General features: G+C 43.4%; 18 protein-coding genes. 6 read left to right on the forward strand and 12 right to left on the reverse strand.

Translation table 11 applies throughout. The features are described 5' to 3' along the window. The first annotated feature begins 186 nt into the window (after window positions 1-186). From AOQ29_RS04225 to AOQ29_RS04235, 3 genes are all read left to right on the forward strand, one after another. Window positions 187-1,326 (forward strand): acetylornithine transaminase, encoded by a 1,140-nt coding sequence (locus tag AOQ29_RS04225; protein ID WP_061993282.1) that lies wholly within the window; start codon window positions 187-189, stop codon window positions 1,324-1,326. A 399-nt stretch (window positions 1,327-1,725) separates the two neighbouring features. Next, window positions 1,726-3,105, forward strand: a complete 1,380-nt coding sequence (locus tag AOQ29_RS04230) for an amino acid permease (protein ID WP_061993283.1) — start codon at window positions 1,726-1,728, stop codon at window positions 3,103-3,105. A gap of 267 nt (window positions 3,106-3,372) precedes the next feature. Next, on the forward strand, window positions 3,373-3,996 hold the full coding sequence (locus AOQ29_RS04235) for a hypothetical protein (RefSeq protein WP_061993284.1): 624 nt from the start codon (window positions 3,373-3,375) through the stop codon (window positions 3,994-3,996). 172 nt (window positions 3,997-4,168) lie between these two features. On the opposite strand, the gene AOQ29_RS04240 is transcribed toward AOQ29_RS04235, so the two are convergent. Then, the gene (locus tag AOQ29_RS04240; protein WP_061993285.1) at window positions 4,169-5,719 is read right to left on the reverse strand and encodes an MFS transporter; all 1,551 of its coding nucleotides are present in this window, start codon (window positions 5,717-5,719) and stop codon (window positions 4,169-4,171) included. 807 nt (window positions 5,720-6,526) lie between these two features. Here AOQ29_RS04240 and AOQ29_RS04245 point away from each other — a divergent pair. Beyond that, window positions 6,527-7,252 carry an SDR family NAD(P)-dependent oxidoreductase gene (locus tag AOQ29_RS04245; protein ID WP_061993286.1) on the forward strand — a complete coding sequence of 242 codons (726 nt, stop codon included), beginning with the start codon at window positions 6,527-6,529 and terminating at the stop codon, window positions 7,250-7,252. An 85-nt stretch (window positions 7,253-7,337) separates the two neighbouring features. Here the strand turns inward: AOQ29_RS04245 and AOQ29_RS07795 are convergent, their stop codons facing one another. From AOQ29_RS07795 to AOQ29_RS04265, 5 genes are all read right to left on the reverse strand, one after another. Continuing rightward, window positions 7,338-7,502: a hypothetical protein gene (locus tag AOQ29_RS07795; RefSeq protein ID WP_170124544.1), complete on the reverse strand. Its 165-nt coding sequence runs from the start codon at window positions 7,500-7,502 to the stop codon at window positions 7,338-7,340. A gap of 189 nt (window positions 7,503-7,691) precedes the next feature. Further along, a complete protein-coding gene (locus tag AOQ29_RS04250) occupies window positions 7,692-9,440 on the reverse strand; it encodes a DUF262 domain-containing protein (RefSeq protein ID WP_061993287.1) in 1,749 nt (582 codons plus the stop codon). Window positions 9,441-9,671: 231 nt separating this feature from the next. Continuing rightward, window positions 9,672-11,252: a zinc ribbon domain-containing protein gene (locus AOQ29_RS04255; protein WP_061993288.1), complete on the reverse strand. Its 1,581-nt coding sequence runs from the start codon at window positions 11,250-11,252 to the stop codon at window positions 9,672-9,674. Window positions 11,253-11,270: 18 nt separating this feature from the next. Continuing rightward, window positions 11,271-12,317: a hypothetical protein gene (locus tag AOQ29_RS04260; protein WP_061993289.1), complete on the reverse strand. Its 1,047-nt coding sequence runs from the start codon at window positions 12,315-12,317 to the stop codon at window positions 11,271-11,273. A 265-nt stretch (window positions 12,318-12,582) separates the two neighbouring features. Then, window positions 12,583-13,071 carry a hypothetical protein gene (locus AOQ29_RS04265; protein WP_061993290.1) on the reverse strand — a complete coding sequence of 163 codons (489 nt, stop codon included), beginning with the start codon at window positions 13,069-13,071 and terminating at the stop codon, window positions 12,583-12,585. Between the two features lie 184 nt (window positions 13,072-13,255). Here AOQ29_RS04265 and AOQ29_RS04270 point away from each other — a divergent pair, with 184 nt between their 5' ends. Beyond that, the gene (locus AOQ29_RS04270) at window positions 13,256-13,861 is read left to right on the forward strand and encodes a TMEM175 family protein (RefSeq protein WP_061993291.1); all 606 of its coding nucleotides are present in this window, start codon (window positions 13,256-13,258) and stop codon (window positions 13,859-13,861) included. A 153-nt stretch (window positions 13,862-14,014) separates the two neighbouring features. On the opposite strand, the gene rpsI is transcribed toward AOQ29_RS04270, so the two are convergent. Together rpsI and rplM are read right to left on the reverse strand one after the other, a co-directional pair. Next, window positions 14,015-14,410 carry a 30S ribosomal protein S9 gene (gene rpsI / locus AOQ29_RS04275; protein WP_061993292.1) on the reverse strand — a complete coding sequence of 132 codons (396 nt, stop codon included), beginning with the start codon at window positions 14,408-14,410 and terminating at the stop codon, window positions 14,015-14,017. Between the two features lie 17 nt (window positions 14,411-14,427). Then, the gene (gene rplM, locus AOQ29_RS04280; RefSeq protein WP_061993293.1) at window positions 14,428-14,871 is read right to left on the reverse strand and encodes a 50S ribosomal protein L13; all 444 of its coding nucleotides are present in this window, start codon (window positions 14,869-14,871) and stop codon (window positions 14,428-14,430) included. Window positions 14,872-15,189: 318 nt separating this feature from the next. On the opposite strand from rplM, the gene AOQ29_RS04285 reads away from it, so the two are divergent. After that, complete coding sequence (locus tag AOQ29_RS04285) at window positions 15,190-15,648, forward strand: hypothetical protein (protein ID WP_061993294.1); 459 nt, start codon at window positions 15,190-15,192, stop codon at window positions 15,646-15,648. An 82-nt stretch (window positions 15,649-15,730) separates the two neighbouring features. Here AOQ29_RS04285 and AOQ29_RS04290 read toward each other — a convergent pair whose 3' ends face one another. The 4 genes from AOQ29_RS04290 to AOQ29_RS04305 form a co-directional block, all read right to left on the reverse strand. After that, window positions 15,731-16,135 (reverse strand): pyridoxamine 5'-phosphate oxidase family protein, encoded by a 405-nt coding sequence (locus AOQ29_RS04290; protein WP_061993295.1) that lies wholly within the window; start codon window positions 16,133-16,135, stop codon window positions 15,731-15,733. Window positions 16,136-16,210: 75 nt separating this feature from the next. Next, a complete protein-coding gene (gene truA, locus AOQ29_RS04295; protein ID WP_061993296.1) occupies window positions 16,211-16,981 on the reverse strand; it encodes a tRNA pseudouridine(38-40) synthase TruA in 771 nt (256 codons plus the stop codon). A 15-nt stretch (window positions 16,982-16,996) separates the two neighbouring features. Continuing rightward, window positions 16,997-17,797, reverse strand: a complete 801-nt coding sequence (locus AOQ29_RS04300) for an energy-coupling factor transporter transmembrane component T family protein (protein ID WP_061993297.1) — start codon at window positions 17,795-17,797, stop codon at window positions 16,997-16,999. Then, window positions 17,794-18,473, reverse strand: a 680-nt coding sequence (locus tag AOQ29_RS04305; protein WP_061993298.1) for an ATP-binding cassette domain-containing protein, incomplete at its 5' end; no start/stop codon positions are given. The genes AOQ29_RS04300 and AOQ29_RS04305, both read right to left, overlap by 4 nt.

Below are 18,473 nucleotides of genomic sequence, written 5' to 3' on the forward strand. Positions count from 1 at the left end.
TTTGCGGCCATTGACCAGGGCATCCCCAAGATTACCATCACCAATGACCTAACCCAGGCCGGTACCCAATTGGTCCCAAGCTAACCTGGCTGACCAGCCAGCCTGCCGTCCAAGTACTTTCATTCCTCGCAGTGCAGTCATCTTCGCCAGCACTGCTTTTATTTTCTAACTGAAGGAGAAAATTCGATGACAACTATGATGCACACCTATGACCAATTTCCAATTGATATCGTTGACGGACATGATTTTTATTTGACCGATGCCAAGGGACAGGACTACTTGGACCTAACTGCCGGGATTGGTGTTTGTAACCTCGGCTACAGCAACGCCGCCGTCAAAGCAGCCGTAACCGACCAGGTGGATAAGGTCTGGCATATCTCCAACTTATACCCCAATGACTTAGCTCAAGCCGTCGCCGATAAGCTGTGCCCAAGTGGCTACCAAGCCTTCTTCTGTAATTCTGGGACCGAAGCCAATGAGGCCGCCATCAAGCTTGCCCATAAGGCCACAGGTCTCGACGAAATCATCGCCTTTGACTACGGCTTTCACGGGCGGACGGCCGGGTCCCTCGCCATTACCGGTTATCCCCATATCCAAGAAGGTTTTGACCCGCTAATGCCCGCTACCAAATTAATCCCCTTCAACGACGAGGCCGCACTCTCTGCCATTACTGAAAAAACAGCCGCCGTCTTTCTGGAAGTTATCCAAGGCGAAGGTGGCATTAACGTCGGCAGCAAGTCTTGGCTCCAAGCCCTCCAAAGCCAGTGCCAAAAAACTGGCACCCTCTTAATTATCGATGAAGTCCAAAGTGGGATGGGTCGAACTGGCTATAAATTTGCCTTCGAGCAATTTGGCCTCAAACCCGATATGATTACCGTCGCTAAGGGTCTGGCCAATGGCCTCCCAGTCGGTGCCTTGTTGGCCAAAACGGAAGTGGCCCAGTCCTTCCAGCCTGGTGATCACGGGACCACCTTCGGGGGTAACAAGGTCGTCATGGCAGCAGCCAATGCTGTCTTAGATCAACTAACCCCCGAATTCTTAGCTGAAGTTCAAGACAAAGGTGCCACGTTTTTAGCTGACCTAAAAGAAGTCCTTGCCGACTTACCGACCGTCACAGCTGTAACCGGAACGGGTTTGATGGTCGGTATTCATTTGACCGATGCTGTCCCCGTTGATCATGTCATTAGCCTCCTCCACCAACAAAAGATTTTGACCCTCTCGGCCCGAGGTAATACCCTTCGTCTCTTGCCACCATTGGTGATTGACCAAGGCGGTCTGATTAAAGCCGTGCAGGCTATCCACCAGGTGATTGCTGACCTCAGTTAATCGCTTTGATCGTTCTGTGAATTTATAAACTTGTCATTTTTAGTGAAAAAATTAACATTTAGTTACTAATTATTTAGTTAAACCGAAAATCTAGTCAATTTTTTTCCAAATCTACCCAAATTTAAGTTTTGTCCCGTCGATTTTTGTGCAAATATTCAAAATTTTTCGTCCCAGAATTTTTTTCATAAAAAGTCTAAAAGTGCCAAATTTCCGCCTTTTTTCGTAACACTTCTGCTTTTTCTGTGCAGGAACGCGTGTTAGCATTCCTAACAAAAAATTATTTCTCTTAAAATTATCATTCTATGATAGACAGAACAATAATAAATAGCAGACATTAATTAGATGTTTATTAAAAATATTCGTGTTAATGAGCTGTTTATGAAGAAAAGGAGATCCATTATGACACAACCCTCAATTGATTCAGAAATCAACCTTGATGGGACAAAACGAACGTTGTCAAACCGCCACGTCCAAATGATTGCTATTGGTGGCACGATTGGAACTGGGCTCTTCTTGGGGGCCGGTTCCACGATTTCCAAATCAGGTCCAACGATTATTTTGCTCTACGCCGTTATCGGCTTGCTTTTCTTCTTCATGATGCGGTCGATTGGTGAGATGCTCTACTCTCAACCTGACCAACACACCTTCGTTGGTTTTATTACCAAATACCTTGGTAAAGGTACCGGTGTCTTCGCCGGGCTAACCTACTGGTTAGCTTTGATTTTCGCCGGGATGTCAGAACTAACTGCCATCGCCAACTACGTTAAGTACTGGTTCCCAGATTGGAACTCAGCCCTGATTGAAATTGGTTTCTTGATTATCTTGGCTTTGTTGAACATCTTGGCCGCCAAAGCCTTCGGTGAAACCGAATTCTGGTTTGCCCTAATTAAGATTATCGCTATCGTGGCTTTGATTGTGACCGGGGTCTTCATGGCCTTGACGGGGTTCAAAACTCCTAAGGGTACATCGAGTTTCGGCAACGTCTTTACCAACTTTAGCCTCTTCCCTAATGGTTTCCATAACTTCCTCGGTTCCATCCCAATGGTCTTCTTCGCCATGGCTGGGATGGAATTCGTTGGAATTACGATTGGTGAAACGAAGAACCCTCGTCAAGTTTTGAAGAAGGCGATTAACGAAACGGTTTACCGAATCTTGCTCTTCTATATCGGGGCCCTCTTCGTGATTATGTCAATCATCCCTTGGACCAGTATCACGCCTGACCGCAGTCCCTTCGTTCAAGTCTTCCAAATCGTTGGCTTCCCAGCTGCCGCAGCCGTCATCAACTTTGTTGTTTTGACATCAGCCGCCTCAGCTTTGAACAGTGTTCTTTTCTCAAGTGGCCGTCACCTTTTCCAGCTTTCCCAAGAACTTGGATTCAAGCCTTTGGATAAGATTACTAAGTCTGGAATTCCATCCCGTGCGGTTTTGACTTCAGCAACGCTCTTGCTCTTCGCGCCAGTGATTGTTTCCATCCCCGCCATCAGTAACGCCTTCCAATTCGTTACCAGTGGTGCCAGTGACTTGTACATCGTGGTTTACATTTTGACCATGGTTGCTCACCGCCAGTACCGCAAGTCAGCTGACTTCATGCCAGATGGTTTCAAGATGCCATTCTATGAAGTTACTAGCCCCGTGACCATCGCCGCCTTTTCACTGATTTTCTTCTCTCTCTTCAGTAATTCCGACGATGTTATCCCAGCTAGTGGTGCGATTGCTTGGGTCATTCTCTTCGGTGGCTTCTGCTTCTTCAAGTACCGTGGTCAAAAGATCGCTGCTTAACAGCAAGTCGAACATCATAAAATTTCTGACAAATGTCTGTCGGGAACATCAACTCCATCCAGATCTCTTTCAGGCTCAGCGCTCTCTCCGCTGGGCCTTTTTTATTGGCTAGCTAACCACAGACCCTACCGAAAAATCCATGAATTTCTTCATTCATAAAAAAGCCCCTGCATTCTCATGCTGGGGTTTTATTTGACAGTGAAAATCATAAGAGTTATTCTAAACTTTTATGATTTGGATTGATTTTGTTGTTCTTTGGGGGTCGCTATGGTTAAAAAAGTAATTCTTATTATCACCAGTATTTTGGCTGTCGGTCTTTTGTTAGATGCTGCCTATTCCCTTGGTAAAAATCACCACTCACATCCGAACAAAGAGGCTAACCAAAACACCCTTAGCAGTCAATTCAGTCATACCAACGATAATAGCCAAACGAGCTCGTCAAATTCAGATGCCTCTGCCACTACCTTTAATGCTTTACCGCAAAAAATACAACTAGCCCTGCTTGCTTATCAAGAGCTACCAAGTGATTATGGTACTGGTCGTAAATCTACCTACAACGTCTATATGGGTGACAAGGATAAAATTGTTATTAACAATACTAGTGCCTCTCCAGGTGCTGGCGATGCCGTGGCTCATTCGGTGCTGTTCACTGATAACCACAACGGCACGTTCACGGTTTCCGGTATCCAATCGACTGGTGAAAGTGCTGCGGCAGAAACTGCGGCTAACTCATATTGGAGCGCCTACAAAACGAAAACTGCCCAACAAATGCTTGATGACTACCAACAACACAAAGTTGAAATAAATTTTGTTAGCGGCGAAATGGACCTCTCGAAATCAAACCAAGCCTATCCCTACTTACCAACTAGTCAAACTTCCATGCCTAATTAAGGTAGCCAACAGATTTCATTCAATTAAAGCGTCTGAAGCCCCCGTTCTATGCTCCATTAAAACCCAGCACCCTCGTGCTGGGTTTTAATTTGCACGAAAAAGAGCCTCCCAACCGACGCCCAACATCGGTTTTGAGGCTCTTGATTTATTTTACTAAGTTAACTTAATCAACTTACTTTGACTTAACTTGGGTTTCGCCATCGTGCAAGAGGATGTAGGCCAAGACAGCCGCAACCACAATAATGATAACAGAAACATAGGTCAAGCTCCGCATTCCATTATAGAAGGCATGGGCCACAACGTTTTGCAAATCAGACAAGTTCGGCAACTTGTCGGCGGCCTTGGAGAAAATCATTGAGTGACCAGAGAATGGTCCACCATCGATCAAAGCTTCCTTGAAGCCGTGCGTTCCCTGGCCGGTAAAGTGACCATTCAAGTACTTCGTGTAATCATTTGTTTGGGCCAATCCAAGGATAACCACCCCAAACGAAATTCCCAATTGCATGAAGACGTTGATCAAGCCAGAAACCATTCCAACTTCTTCCTGAGCAGCACCGGCCAAACCGGCACTGTTCAACAATGGGTTAACCAAACCGTTTGAAACCCCCAACAAAATCAAAGGCAAGATCAATTGGTCGTATGACAACTTCGTTGTCATGGCGTTGGCGAAGATGATGAAGCCAACGGCCCCAATCAATAATCCACCAGCGATTAATTTTTTGGTTGAATACTTGTTCCCAAGGTAACCCGTTACCGGACCAAGAATCAAACTCCACATCGTCATTGGCACTTGGCGCAAACCAGTTTCAAAGGCTGAGTAGCCCATGAAGTCTTGCATCAATGATGTTAGGAAGATGTTGTTGGCGTAGATGGCTGCTCCCAAAGTGAAAGCAACAATCACGGCCCCAACGAAGTTCTTGTTCTTGAACAAAGTCAAGTTCATCATTGGCTTCTTAACCTTTGATTCAACAAAGATAAAGATGGCCAACAAGACGACGGCCAAGATTAACCAACCGGCAACCTTGGGGTTCGTCCAGGCCATTTGTGGGTCGTTTTCCTTTTGGATCAACCCATAAACAGCGGCGAAAATTGATGTGGCTGAGAAAAGCATCCCCAGAAAATCAATCTTCTGACCTTCGCCATAACTTGGTGTTTCTTTGGTCGTGATGTAAACCAAGATGGCCGCAAAAATTCCAATTGGAATGTTCACGTAGAAAATTGATGGCCAGCCAAAGGTTTCAGACAAGATTCCACCAATCAATGGACCAGAAAGCGTTGAAAGACCCATGACAGATCCCAAGATTCCCAAGGCCACGCCTCGTTCAGCCCCTTCAAAACTTGAAGCGACCAAGGCCAATGACAAGGTCATCAACCCAGCCCCACCAAAGGCCTGGACTACTCGACCGATGTCTAAGACCAAGAGGTTCGGTGCGAGACCGTTGACCGCTGATGAAATCACGAAGACCACCATACTAATCAAAAACATCTTTTTCCGACCATACATGTCGCCTAACTTGGCCAAGACCAAGATCACGACGGCATATGAAATCGTGTAAGCACTAATGACCCATTGGACATCGTTAAACGTTGTCCCGAAACTTTGGGCCATAATTGGCATCGCCACGTTGACGATGTTGACGTCCAAGAGGCTCATGAAGACCCCCAGTGATAGGGCTAAGAGGGCCCACCACTTTTTTGAACTTGGTTCTGTTGCGTTACTCATTACTTCTTCCCTTCTACTTCCACAGCGTCAAGACCGGTCCATTTATTTGACCAGTCTCGACTTGAGACTCAGAATCGGCTGCTTGGAGGACGTTGATTTGTCAATTCGACGGGCACCATCATTTTTCAAGGCAAATTAAAAGCCTTAGCGCATTTCCGCCAAGGCTTCCCCTGGCTCATAAACTTCGCATGATTATCATCACTGGTCCTTGTAAGGTGGACCAGCAACTAGTGATACGCGACGATAAATAAACGTGCGCCGAACTAAGTGTTCGACAGCACATTTTCATCGTTGTTATCCTGCATTAGCAGGATAAACGAATCAACAAATCATACGTAAGCTCAAGAGCCTTTTTCTGATTTTGCCCGCAACTAAAACAGTTGCGTGGCTAGATTTCTAATGATACTGGAAAGGTTGGGGAAAAGCAAGCATTGTCTCGATAATTGTCCCCCTTTGATTGACCACGGAGGAGTTTTGTTTAATCCGACACCTTGAATATTATTTCGTTTTTGTCCTCAAACCAAGTTAAACCGGATAATGCTAGACAAGATATTAAGTCTTGTTTAACATCGCACATAACACTTGAATTAAATTTCATTCTAATGATATACTCTTTTTGGAAGCAAGTTGATCGATTACAATCCCCTCTGCTTCCATTAATTTATAGGTAATGGTTTAAATCATTTGCTTGTAAAAAACAGCCATTCCTGTTGGAATGGCTGTTTTTAGTAAATGTTGTCTCACAATGATCGTCATTTTATTTAACGATTTCACTTAGCTTTTTCTAGTAAAGGTGAGGAGTCCACCATGAAAAATATTTTAATTACCGGAGGCACCTCAGGCGTTGGCTTCGCCATTGCCCAGAGTCTGGCCGGACCAAGAACTCATCTTATTATTGTTGGTCGCAATCAAAGCAAGGGACTATCAGCTATCGATGCCCTAGGGCCCAATACCGCTTTTGTCTCCGCGGATTTATCCACAGCTGCCGGTCTCACGATTTTAACCGACTTTGTCAAAAGCAACGTTGACCACCTAGATGCTCTGGTTCTTAGCGCCGGCGTGATGCCAATCGACCAAGACCAAAACATCCAAACCAACCTGGTTAGTCACTTCAACGTTGTTACGGGCCTCAAGCCCTTACTAACCGGTGGCAAAATTTTACTCGTAACCGGTAACCCACAGGCTGTGCAACGGATGCCCATTTGTGAAATGCAGAATACTCAGGTTGCACGAGCTGGTTGGCTCCTGACTCATAAGACCCTACTGATGGTTTATTTGGCTGCGACCTTAGAGGACCAAAATATCACCGTCAATAGTTTCTTCCCCGGCGACGTCCATAGTGACCTGATGCCCTATACCCGGTCTCTCACCAAGACTGCCGTGCCGGTCGGCAAGTACTTGCTAACCGAGCCCAGCCTTGCTTCGGCTACTGGTACTTTCTTCGATGACCAAGGCCAGGTCGTACCACTCAATCCTCGCAAATATTCCTTGGCTGAGGCCACAAAGGTTTTAAGCCAGTACTTACCAATTTAATTAACAGACTGAAATGAAAAACCAGGCCGTCAATATTATGACGACCTGGCTTTTTACTAGCAACGAGAAATGGTAGCAAAGCTGATTACTCCAAGCCCATTTCTTCGCGTTGCATTCGATTTGCTTCATGAGCGACATATTCCAAAAGAAGAATCGTTTCTTCTTTTGTCGCCTTCTGCGAAAATTCTCCATAATCATGATGATACTTTTCAGCAATTGCTAAGGCTAACTTCTTATCTTCTTCATTCATTCAACAAATCCTCCAATTCAGCTACACTGTATCGCTGAGGTAGAATTGACTCGAAATCACGAACATCGGTAACTACTCTGGCGATACCGGGGACAAGGCCAAAATTTCGATATGAAAAACGGCCTTAATTTGCCTTTATTATAACGTGGAGTAATCGAATTGAACAATTTATTCTTGATTTTTTTTAAATCAATCGACACTCTTCAACAATTCCAATAGTTTATCAACCAACAATGCTTCTCGTTGATCAATCGATTCAACATTAAAATATTCTGCATCTTCATCAATAGTTGTATTCAGATACAATTTTGCTTTCAAACCGACAAAAGTTTCAGAATCCTCATCATATAAGTCGACTTTTTCTCTAAATGGTTTTTGAGACATTTCTGAATTATAGGGCGTCAATGTCAAATTACCAAGCCGATGAACATTTTTGCTCTGTTCTGCCTGAGCCACTTCTGCATCCCCATTTCCCAGGACATTTATCCAATAAGAACTTTTTAAATCTCCCTGTGGAATAATGTGTTCGATTGTCCAGCGCAGGTTCTTTCCATCAAATGCATCCAATGAATCAGGGTTTGACTTATTAAACATGTTGATATTCGCCCCAAACTTTCGTTCAAGGGCAATCAAGATAAAACGAGTTGTTTTCTTATTGACGTCATAGACCCCATTTTTAATGGCTTCAATGAAGGCTGTATCTGATGGGGTTAATTCCCCAACCTTGTTTTGAACCACTTGAACAAGTTCTTCACCCAATAAATGTCCACTGCTAATTCGCAAACGTAGACCATTTAAGGAACTACGCAAATTTGATGCTTTGGGAGTCAAAACATAATTTCGTCGGATATAAAAATTAATCAGCACACGGATAATCTGATTGAATTGATCATCTGATAGTTCATACTGCTTTTTATTAACCAATAGATTCAAAACCAATGGATATGATGTTGTTGCATCCAACTTATCCAACCCCGACAAATCATAACGATAAAAATCATCATCGTTATCAATCTCTCGATAGTTTTTAGCTCGATTGATTAATTCTTCAATATAGTTAGTTCCATATTTGTTAAACAAATTTTCATAAGTGCTGACAATTTTACTTTTCGTCAAACTAGAAGTTGATTCGGATTCAAAAGCATCATAGTTATTTAAAACAAAACGGGTCATCTTGCTTTCGTCAGCTCGATCACCATCAGTAAAGATTTCAGTAAGCTGCTCCCACTTACTTTCCAATGATCCCCTTTGTGAAAAGTAAATCCCTTTCACAAGATCAAGCGGAGTCAATGGAATTCCTTTACCGTTAAAACTACTGAAAACTTGGTAACCATCACTAATGTCATCCGTCATAATTTTCAATACTTCAATTTTGCTGAGTTTGTCAGTATAAAAATTGTGTAGCATTGGAGCATCATAGCCCTCAAAAAGCTTTTCAAAAATAAACTTGAACCGCTTTCCCAATGAATACTGACCCTTTCCTTCAGGAATTTTATGAGGATCATCAATCATTTGCAGCAAATGAGCCCAACTCTCTTGATCACGTTTTAGGAGGGTTAACCGTGATTCACGATTATCATTGATTCTCAAATTATTCTTAATATAGACAATATCTTCATGTAGTTGACTAGAAAGGCCGTCCGATAACTCTTGCTGGTCATCCTTCAATTTTCGTTGCATATGAACATAAGTTGCCAACAAAATTAGGCTAAGAGTAGTTAATCTTTGTTGCCCATCGAGAACTCTTTCCTTTTCGCCCGATGTATCAACTAGCAGGTTACCCACGTAATAAGGACTTGGTTCGGTTTCAATATCATTGAATAAAGTTTCAACTTGCTTTTCCTTCCAGGAATAACTACGTTGAAATGTCGGGATTTCATATTGGACATCCTTATCCAAAATCACTGATAGTTTCATTGGTTGCGCATTGATATTCATTGATTTCTCCTTATAATTCTCTACTTTGCTAACTTATATTAGATCAATTGTATCTTAAGAATGCCCACGATAAACTTTCATTTGATTGATAGACAATTACAGTTTTATTCGATTAGATCTCAAATATCACCAGAGTAATGGCTTCATCACTTATTTTGATCTGATCATTCACACAAAAGCAGGTCATCATAGCAATGACGACCTGCTTTAATTTGGTAAATATTCTTAAAATTACTTGGTGTTATCTGTTTCAGAAAGCTTCTTTTGATTTGAATCAATACTATCAACTAACCACTTACCCTTGTCACTGTCATAGACCATGTGGGCAATCAATTGGTAACGCTGGGTCAAAGTCCCAGCAGTGTGCTTGTCGGGATCAGTGTCTGCGGTATAGTTAAAGTCTTCTTGCATCTCAAAGGTCACATCGACGGCCTTCTTTGATTTGGCAGCCACTTGGTCAATCACAATGTTGCCAAAATTAATACTATCGGCATTCCGCTTTGATGAATGGCGGTTGTTGTGAATCATTTGACTGAAGTCCTGGTAGGACTTATTACTGCTACCGCTAGTAAAGACAGAGCTCAAATCGGAGGCATCATCTTCATCCTGGCCGTAACTAGTCAAATCGGATGCCATATCTTCTAGCTGGTCTTGGGCATCAGACTTATTCAAAACATCATCAGAATTAAGGGTAACGGTATCACCGTCATCAATATCAGCTAGTGACTCTGAATCGGTCTTAATCGTGCTACCGCTTCCTTGCGACTTGACGTAGACCTTAGCACCCTTGGTAACAGCAATATTATTGATATCGGCACTGCCATTACTAATAGTAGCCACTCGCGTGCCACCAACGTAAACAGATCCGCCATCAACGTTACTATTAACCGTAAAGCTAATCGTCTTGACGTTCAAGTCAATGCTATCGTTACGGCTGTTCCCGAAGTATTCGCTGTCCTGGGTCTTAACGTGTTGACCATTCAGGGTTCCTTCAGCAGTAAACTTATACAAACCAGCCGCCTGGTGCTTCAAAATAACGCTATAGTCGGAGTCACTCTTATCGGTCAAGGTTTTACCATTGGCCGTTAAAGTCAATCCTGATTGGTTGGTGCTGACTGTCAAATCAACAGGGTCAACGACAACCGTATAGTGTGGGAAAATCAAAAACTTTTGGCCATCACGAACGAAGCGGACACCCTTATTTGATTGGTCCAACCATGACCGCAATTGACTCTTGGTCATCCCCTTATCCTCTAAGTAATTGGCCAAGGGGGTCAAATTATCCGCTGATAAACTCTTCTTCGAATCTGACCATTCCGTTACATTTTGGTACTTATCACTGTCATAAGTCTTCAGGGCAGTTGTTGCCCGGTCCAGGGAACTATCGTAAGAATAGTAGTTGTAACCGTAGGCCACTAGGGCTGCCAAAACAACAGCAATACCAACAAGACTGATGATCAACTTATTCTTCTTTGATTTTTTCTTAGCTGGTCGAGCCCCAGGCGTAGTTTCTGGATCACTTCCTGCTAAATTGCTAGTCTCAATAGGCTTATTCGTCTGCTCAAACTGACTTGCAGGCTGGGTGTTCGCGACCGGCGTATCAAGGTTACGCCGGTGTTCAAGTTCTTGGACCGTTGGCCGACGATTGTAGGTCGCTTCGAATTCCTTAATCCAAGCTCGGGCTTCCTCTTTACCGTCTGGCCCGGCTTCAGGTAAAGCAAAGCCATTTGCCTTGGCAGCTTTAAATTCAGCAAGACTGGGTTCTCGACCATTTTTTTGTTTAAAGGCATCTCGCCATTCATTTTGTCCCATGCTCTTTGCCCCCGCTACTTAGTTGAACAGACTTGTCAGATTTGAGAAAAAGTCCTTCAACATTGGGCTAACAATCAAAACATAACCAAGATAATTTACAAAAGCTGTCACAACAATTTGGAACATCTGTAACCAAAGGTAATCAAATTTTTCATTTTGAGCCTGGTACTTACCGATGAAATAGTAAGCGGCAAGGCTAGTAACACCAACTCCTAAGAGTGGCAAAAGAGTCAAAATAAAAAGTGAGGTGCCTAATGATGAACCTGCGGCACCAGGGTTACTCTGCAATTGACTGACAGGTACGCTGGCGACAAATGAATAAAGGAAGGCAGCTAACGCAAAGAGACTGGCAGCTGGGAACCAAGTTAGATACTTAAAGAACAAATCTTTAAAGCTAACCTTGTTGCGGGTCATGATTGCCAACCCTGCCAAGGCTGCCAAGAAGAGAATGGCAAAGATGACTAAGAAATTCCAAAATACAGATGGCAATACTTTGTCAGCCACACGTTGTACCTGACTTGTACCGTAGCTACCGAAAGTCGACTTGACCGCTGATTCACCAGCAGTGAAGAACCGCCGGAAAATATTCCAAAATGAAGCAGCTGAAAGGATCAAAGTTAGAGCCAAACTTGTAAATAAGAATGGCTTGTTTGGCTTTTCATCTTCAAGGTATTGCGTTGGGTGCAAAACCCGTTCCTTATACCAAGCGAAAAAGTTGCCAGCATGCTTCTTAAATTCTTCAACTGAGGCATTGGCTGCTGCTGCATTATGTCCCGTACTTTGTCCCTGACCGGGTTCGACTTGATCGTTCTGCTTCGAATCAAACCCTGGCTGAGCTTGGTTCTCAGATGCTGGTTCTGTTTCGGGTTGTCGTGCTTGGCGGCGACTATAAGTCACATCGTCGGCACTGGCACTTTGGTTCTGACGGTCTGGTGACTGAGGCTCTTGATGCCGTTCTTCTGCCTGAAATTCACCCCGTTCCAAAGCGGCAGTAGTTTCCGCCTCACTTGGTTGTCGTTCGTTAATCAATTCAAAATATTCTTGCCATTCTCTCTTACTTGTCATATTCTCTCCCACGTTACTTTTGTTATATATACAACATTATAATAACAAAAGTAATATTAAAAATCTATAAAACCCTCCTATATTGCCAATTATCGTTTAAATTTTTGAAAATTTGATTGATGAGATAGTTACTATCTTCGGTAGAAATATTTATTATTCTTTCAGGTTAGTTCAATTACTGCAATAAAAAAACAAATACCAGACGGTATTTGCTGATTCAATATTATAGACAAATTTTCAAGCATAGTTATTGTTCGACTACTGGTCAAGAATTACTTGTTCCAGCACTTGATTGGCTGCTACTTGACTTCGCACTAGTTTGCTTGCTTTTCTCGTTTTTTATAGCCTCATCAACTTTTTTCAAAGCACGTTTATGCTCAACAGTAGTTAATGACTTGAAGTCCTTAATTTCTTGCTGGAGAGCAGGTAGCTCCGAGGTAGAAACCGTGTTAATTTTGTACTCGATTGCTTTCATAAATTGCTTTTGAAAAATAGCAACCAATTGTTCTTTTTTCCGTTCATTAGCGGAATAAACTGTCGTATCTCTCAGCGTTTGAATGGTCTGATTAGCCTTATTCAGATCAGTAGTTTTAAATTCACGGGCAAAGTGATTTAACTGCTTATTTTCAGCATCAATTGCCTGCTTCTTTTCGCTATCGTGGTGGTGTGAAACAGCCGCAACCGTTGTTGCACCACCAACAACAAGGACAACCAAGGCCACAATGGCAGTGATGATTACTTTCTTGTTCAACATGGTTGTGTCCCTCTTTCGCTTGGTTTTCGTTGTTATTTTAACATAAGATTGGTTAATATTAATTAAGTCTTTTAAAAATGAACTAAGGCAGTAGGACATGTTATCACTGCAAATTCTCCTAGAGAATAAATTCAAAAAAGTTTATAATCGATTTCTATAAGAGGCAACGAAAGGAATTTGTTCAATGAAAGTATCACGTTTGGAAGCCTTCACTGATGGTGTGCTGGTCATCATCTTTACAATCATGATTTTGGAATTTAAAATTCCAAATAGCAGCCACATCACCGCCATCTTTAAACAGTTTCCCTATTTTATTTCTTACACTATTGGGTGGCTCTTTATCGGTGAAGCTTGGTATAACAACTTATTCATACTTAGCAACGTTAAGAAAGTAACTCATAAAATATTTTTCATGAACGGTCTTTGGCTCTTTACGACTTCCTTTTTACCACTAGCAACTGCTTGGATTGGTAAAGACCTTTCTGCCCAAGGTCCCGAAATTTTTTATGCCGTTGTCTTCTTATTATGGACACTAACTTTTTTCCTCCTCATCCAAACGATTATCAGTGATAATAAAAAAATGGGTCGAAATGAACAAATTAAAAATCTTAAAGGCATGCGGATTTATAAGTATTTGACGAATCCTCTTGCCATGTCTGTTCAAATCATCGTCTGGATTTTACTTTTAGTCTTTGCCCCCCAATTCCAGCTTATCGTTATGGTTTGGCAGATTATGTTTGTTGCTGGTAGAACCAATACTGAAATTGATCATACAAATCGCGTGTTTTAATTTGATACTTGCTGATTTTATAATCTGATAGCCAGCCTCTAAAGGTTGGTCTTTTTTTTTCGAATTATTATTTTGATAAAACTGATTTCACGCAAAAAAAGACCAACCATTTCTGGTTGGTCTTTGATTTCTCCAAAGAGGAAATATAAAATATTAACGCTTTGAAAATTGTGAAGCCTTACGGGCCTTCTTCAAACCTGGCTTCTTACGTTCCTTCATACGAGCATCACGAGTCAAAAGACCAGCTTGCTTCAATGCAGGACGGAAGTCTGGATCTACAGTAAGAAGGGCACGGGCGATACCGTGACGAGTTGCTCCGGCTTGACCAGAGAAACCACCACCATTAACGTTAACCAAAACGTCATAGTTACCCAAAGTATCTGTAGCGTTGAATGGTTGCAAAACCACTTCACGCAAGTTAGGGAAAGGAATGTAGTCTTCGATAGCCTTACCATTCATAGTAATGGCACCGTTACCAGGAACCAAACGGACCCGGGCAACTGAATTCTTACGACGACCAGTTCCGGCATATTGTACTGCTGCAGTCATATTATCGGACTCCTTTCTTAAAATAACTTGTTAATGTCAAGTGCTTCGGGCTTCTGGGCAGCATGGTTGTGATCTGCGCCAGCGTATACGTGCAAGTTCAAGCCTTGCTTACGTCCCAAAGATGTCTTAGGCAACATACCCTTGATTGACAATTCCAACAACTTTTCAGGATCGTATTGACGGTAGTTACCGGCTGTACGTTCCTTCAAGCCACCTGGATGACCTGAGTGATGGTAGTAAATCTTGTCTGTTGCTTTCTTACCAGTCAACTTTACTTCACCAGCGTTGATGATGATGACGTTGTCACCCATGTCTACGTTTGGTGTAAATGTTGGCTTGTTCTTTCCACGCAAAATTGAAGCAACTACTGTTGACAAACGTCCTAATACGACGTCCTTGGCATCAATAATGTACCACTTCTTTTCGATTTCGCCTGGCTTTGCTAAAAATGTTGTACGCATAGTGCGCTCCTTTGATTAGTTGTTTACATGTTAGGTCGTTCCTTACCTAGCTTTTACAATAAGTTTCCGGGGCTTATCGTGAGGTAAACAATACCAACGACTATTTTATATGATAAAGCTAGTCCTGTCAATGTTTTTGGCTCAATTATCTTCCTTCTAAATTCGTAGCCAAATTCCCTGAATTTGTTAATTTTATCTAAAGAAATATTTTATCTTAGAAATTATCTCGCAATCTCACTACTTTTGTGTTACATTTAATACAACATATTTACCGATTAGGAAATACATTTAATAATAGTAATAAAGGAGGTTAACCAAATGCTTCATTTACGAGAAATGTGCAAGATGAAGCCTTTCTGGATTTTCATCGCGTTACTAGCCATGCTAGTAATCGGTACGAATACTGGCTTTGCTGATTCATTTTCAAACTCTCAATCAGTTACAAGCACTGAACCGACTAATAACCATCAAACCAACCAGGACTCAGCTCCTGTTTTACCAAACTCTGGGCCTGAAACAACAAGCACGACAGATTCCAAGTCAAGCCTTGTCCTACCTAATTCAGGACCAAGCGAAACTAAAAGTTCAAATTCAAAGAGCGATACCGCACTTCCTCAGACCGCCCAAACAGAACGGTCCGTTCTAACGCTGGCTAACCGAATGCTACCCAGTCTCTTGCCACAAACTACTAAAGCGGCCCTAACGGGTCTGTTAACTACTCTAGCAGTTGCAATGACTGTCGGCTTAGCCGCAACTCTTCTTCTCCTCAAACGATAATCTATTTCAACCGGTAGCAAAAGTGAAAGTCCCAACCAAATTTGGTTGGGACTTTTTTCATGCTTGATTTAATTGTTAATTTTTAAAAGGTAACCGTTTGGTCCCCAGCATAAGCCGCCAATCGGGCTGACTTAAAAGTCAACTCGAGTAAAACTTCTTGGTCAGCATGGGGGTGGTTTTTCAAGAAGACGGGGTTCGTGAAGTAATCCTTTACGTCGGCCCAAGTTTTTTCTGACCGCACCATTGTGACCTGGTTTGATTCAATTCGGGCACCATTTTCGTTCAAGGGTGTCATGATGGCAACTCGGTCATTGGTGTCCAAATCGACCATCTTGCCAGTATCAGGTTGTGATACTAGGTACCAAACGTTGGCTTGGTCTGGATCAGGTGCAAAGCCCATAATCCGTAAACTGGGTTGGTCTTCCTTGCTGGTCGCAACAAAGATCATCCCCTTCGCTGCCTGGGTATATTCTTCAAATAAAGTCATGTTTGTCTCCTTACTAGTCTTAATATAGCTCCTCAGTTAGACGGTTTCATTAAGCCAGCCTAACATCTTAGGCTACTAACCATTATACGCCACTTCATCCAGATATAAACCTGCGGCGGGTGCTGTGTACCGAGCCTGTTCGCGGTCCTTGGCCGCAATCAAGGCCGGAATGGCATCAACCGGTCGGCGACCCGTCCCGATTTCGAGTAAGACCCCGACCATAATCCGAATTTGGTTATACAAGAAGGCATTCCCCTCAAAGGTAAAGACGAGTTCATTTTCATCCTCTTTAACCTCAACTTCAGCCCGAGTAATCGTTCGAATGGTTGTTGCAGTTTGGTTCCCAGAAGCCGCAAAGGTCGCAAAGTCCTGTTCACCAATCAAGTCCGGCAGGGCCTGCTTAATCCGGTCGGCATCCAAGTGCCAATGGAAGTGCCCAGTATACCTGCGCTTGAAGGGATCAATATAATCCTGAGTGGAAACCCGGTAATAGTACCGTTTAGAATGCGATGAAAAACGGGCGTGAAAGTCCTCTGAGACCTGGTCCACTTGTTTGATTAAAATATCCCGGGCCAAAATTGTATTGAGCCCCTTGCGGACTGCATCACCTGGAATATCAAATGGCAAATCAAAATGAACAACCTGCCCGTTAGCATGAACGCCCGTATCAGTCCGGGACGAACCAACCACCTTAATTCGCTCAACTGGGTTCTTACCCATTTGGTTGACGGCCTTGATTAATTCGCCCTGGACCGTCCGATGTCGTTCGACTCCATGCTTACTTTGAACCTGGAATCCTAAAAAATCAGACCCGTCATAGGCCACAATCGCGCGATAGCGTGGCATAAATGCTTCCCCTTGTTAATGTACAAATAATAAGAAAATAAATAAAATAATGTAGGTGCTAGTGGCAACTAGGACAATTAAATCATCCTTGGTAAAGTGCAAGACCCGGTACCGAGTTCGTTGGTCAGCGTTTTCAAAGCCACGAACTTCCATGGCGTTAGCTAGGTCTAAGGCCCGTTGCAAGGCTCCAATAAAGAGCGGAATCAACAAAGGCAAGACCGCCTTGGACCGCTTCAAGAGCGAACCAGTTGATAATGACATTCCCCGAGATTTTTGAGCCTTCATAACCTTGTCGGTTTCGACCATCAATAATGGGACGAACCGAAGGGCAATTGACAGCATCAAAGCTAACTCGGCAACCGGGACTTTGACCCACTTGAGGGGCTTTAACAAGGCCTCAATCGCACTAGCAATTGAGGTTGGTGCCGTCGTGAGCGTCAAGGCAGTTGACATCAAGACAATCAGGACAAAACGTAAGACCACGTAGGCGGAATTGACGATGCCTGGGACTGTAATCTTAATGAAGGACCACTGCCAGAGAACCGGCGTTCCACCGGTAAAGAGTAGCTGTAGGCAGACCGTAAAGAGGATTAACCAGAGAACCGGCTTAATCCCCCGCCAGTAGAGTCCTAGGCTCTGTCCGGTTAAGACCAGGGCTGCCAATAAAAAGACCGTAGCGAGCAAATAAGCGGGCCAGGTTGAAGCAAAGATCAAAAGAAAGACATAGACGACCGTCACTAGAATTTTCGTGCGGGGGTCGACTCGGTACAACCAAGCCTTACCAGGGATAAATTGGCCAATCACTAAATTATTCATGCGTGATGACCTCCTTGGGGCTGGTCTGAAACTTTGGTCCAATCGACCTGGGTTTTAATTTGCTCGGCTAAGTCAGCGACCGACTTTGGTAAGTGATCAAAGTGGAAGCCAGCTAACTCTAATTGACGGGCAAAGGCTACCGGAGCCGGCAAATCTAAGGAATGGTCCGCAAACCAGGCCTCATCACGGGCAAAGAGGTCCTCTGTCGGTTCAAAGGCCGCGACTTGGCCGTCTTGCATCACTACCACCTGGTCAGCTAAGGCCAAGACCTGGTCCATTTGATGGGAAATCAAGACTACCGTTTTACCTGCTTCCTTGAGTCCACGGAGCAAGTCAATCAGCTCAGCTTGACCCTGGGGGTCCAAACCAGCCGCTGGCTCATCAAAGACCATTGCTGCTGGGTCCATTGCCAAAACGCCCGCCAAGGCGACCCGACGCATCTGCCCGCCCGATAAGTCAAAGGGCGAATGTTGCCAAAATTCTTCAGCCAGTCCAACCTGACGGAGGGCCTGTTCTGCTAAGTCACGGGCCTCTTCATCAGAATGGCCAAAGTTCTTGGGACCATACATGACATCCTCAATCACTGTGGCCGCAAAGAGCTGGCTTTCGGGAAATTGAAAGACCATGCCGACCTTGGCTCGAACTGGAGTCAAGGCCTTTTCCTTGGTCTTACTGG

This window comes from Fructobacillus ficulneus, from assembly GCF_001047075.2.
GTDB classification, from domain to species: Bacteria; Bacillota; Bacilli; order Lactobacillales; family Lactobacillaceae; genus Fructobacillus; species Fructobacillus ficulneus.